A 2,154-nucleotide genomic window follows, 5' to 3' on the forward strand; every position below is an offset into this window, starting at 1 on the left:
GCGGCTTCCCGGACTGCTTCGGCTGGTGGACCCACTTCGACGCCGCGCGCGCCGCCCGGCTGCCGGTGTTCCCGGGGGTCGTGGCGGCGCGCGTGCGGTCGACGGCGAGCGGGGGTGTGGTGGTGGCGTTCCCGGACGCCCCGGTGAACGCCCACGACGTCACGTTCGGGGCGATCCACCGGGCCTTGGTCGGGCTGGCGCCGGAGAACGGCGCTTAGGTTGCGCTACAACGCTTTCAGCGCCTCCCGGCACAGCTGGAGCTCCTCGCGCGGGCGCACCAGCAGCACCGGCACGGCGGCGTCCGGCCGGCTGATCAGGCCGTCGCCGTCGCGGTCCGGGATCAGCTCACCGGGGACGCCGAGCAGGGACAGGCCCGCCACGACGTCGGCGCGCACCTCCGGCTGGTCCCAGCCGATCTCGCCGGTGAACACCAGCGCGTCCAACCGGTCCAGGCTGGTCGCGGCTGCGGCGAGTTCGCGGCGGACGCGGTGGGCGAACACGCGCAGCGCCAGCGCCGCCGCCGGGTCCTCCCCCGCCGCCGCGACCAGGTCGCGGGTGTCGCCGGACCTCCCGCCGGACAGGCCCAGCAGGCCGGACTCGTGGTTCAGGCCCCGTTCCAGCTCGTCCAGGTCGACGCCGTTGCGCAGCAGCCACAGCAGCATCCCCGGATCCACGCTGCCCGAGCGCTTCGACATCGGCACGCCCTCCAGCGGGGTGAAGCCCATCGAGGTGTCGACGCTGCGGCCCCCGCGCACGGCGCACACCGAGCAGCCGCCGCCCAGGTGGGTCATCAGGACGGTCAAGCTCTCGGCCGGGCGGTCCAGGAGTTCGGCGGCGCGGTCCAGGGCCCAGCGGTAGGACAGGCCGTGGAAGCCGTAGCGGCGCAGGCCGTGCCGCTCGCGCCACCGCGCCGGGAGCGGGTCGGTGGTGGCCTCCTCGGGCAGGTCGGCGTGGAACGCGGTGTCCGGGCACAGCACGTGCGGCGGGTCCGGGAGGCGGTCGCGCAGCACGTCCAGCAGGCGCAGCGCGGGCGGAACGTGCAGCGGGGCCAGGGTTTCCGCGCGGTGGGCAGCGGCCAGGGACTTGTCGTCGACGACGGCGGGCGCGCGCAGGTCGGGACCGCCGTGGACCAGGCGGTGGGCCACCGCGACCAGGTCGTCCACATCGGACAGAAGGGCGTCCAGGGCCTCGCGGGCCTCGTCGGAGTCCGGTGGGCCCTCCACGTCGACCGAGTCCAGGACCTCCTCGGCACCGGGGTCGACCAGGTGCGCCTTGAGGCTGTTCGACCCGGCGTTGACGGTCAGGACGGCGCTCACGCGGTCCACCTCCAGTCGGTGATCTCCTCGGGGTCCACGCCGTCGCGGTGCGCCGCCGCGACCAGGTCGTCGCGCTCGGCCAGCAGGCGCTTCGCCAGGTCCTCGTCACGGCCGGCGCGGCGCAGCGCGTCGGCGGCCAGGTCGTGGCGGCTCATGCGGTTGGCCGCGAGCAGGTCGTAGGGCGTGGTCGTGGTGCCCTCCTCCAGGTAGCCGTGCACGTGGAACCGGTCGGAGCCGGGGCGGCCGTGCAGGGTCTCGTGGACGGCCGAGGGGTAGCCGTGGAAGGCGAGGACCACGGGGACGTCCTCGGGGAAGCAGGCCGTGAAGGCCTCGTCGGACAGGCCGTGCGGGTGGCGGTCGGCGGGGGCCAGGGACAGCAGGTCCACCACGTTGACCACGCGCACGGCCAGGTCGGGGGCGCGCTCGCGCAGGATCGACGCCGCCGCCAGCGCCTCCACCGTGGGGACGCCGCCCGCGCACGCCAGCACCACGTCCGGGTCGCCGTCGCCGTGGCAGGCCCACTCCCACACGCCCGCGCCCGCCGCGCAGTGCCGCTCGGCGGCCTGCGGGTCCAGCCACTGGGCGCCCGCGTTCTTGCCCGCCACCACCAGGTTGATCCGGTCCGTTGAGGCCAGGCAGTCCCGCAGGGTCACCAGCAGGGTGTTCGCGTCCGGCGGCAGGTACACGCGGGCGGTGGAGGCCTTCTTGGTCAGCAGGTTGTTGAGGAAGCCGGGGCCCTGGTGGCTGTAGCCGTTGTGCTCCTGCCGCCAGCCCTCGCTGGTGAGCAGGTAGTTCAGGCTCGCCACCGGCTCGCGCCACGGCACCTCGCCGGACATCT

At 75.1% G+C, this 2,154-nt stretch carries 2 protein-coding genes and 1 pseudogene; 1 reads left to right on the plus strand and 2 read right to left on the minus strand.

Annotated elements, in window-relative coordinates:
- On the plus strand, positions 1-218 hold a 218-nt coding region (locus ACTUAL_RS31715; protein WP_440902801.1), incomplete at its 5' end, for a hypothetical protein.
- 6 nt (positions 219-224) lie between these two features.
- Here the strand turns inward: ACTUAL_RS31715 and ACTUAL_RS31720 are convergent.
- Positions 225-1,316, minus strand: coding sequence for an acetate/propionate family kinase (locus tag ACTUAL_RS31720; protein WP_440902802.1), 1,092 nt, complete (start codon positions 1,314-1,316; stop codon positions 225-227).
- A pseudogene (locus ACTUAL_RS31725) lies at positions 1,313-2,154 on the minus strand (phosphoketolase); the annotation flags it as partial. The gene ACTUAL_RS31720 and the pseudogene ACTUAL_RS31725, both read right to left, overlap by 4 nt.

This window comes from Actinosynnema sp. (assembly GCF_052038725.1).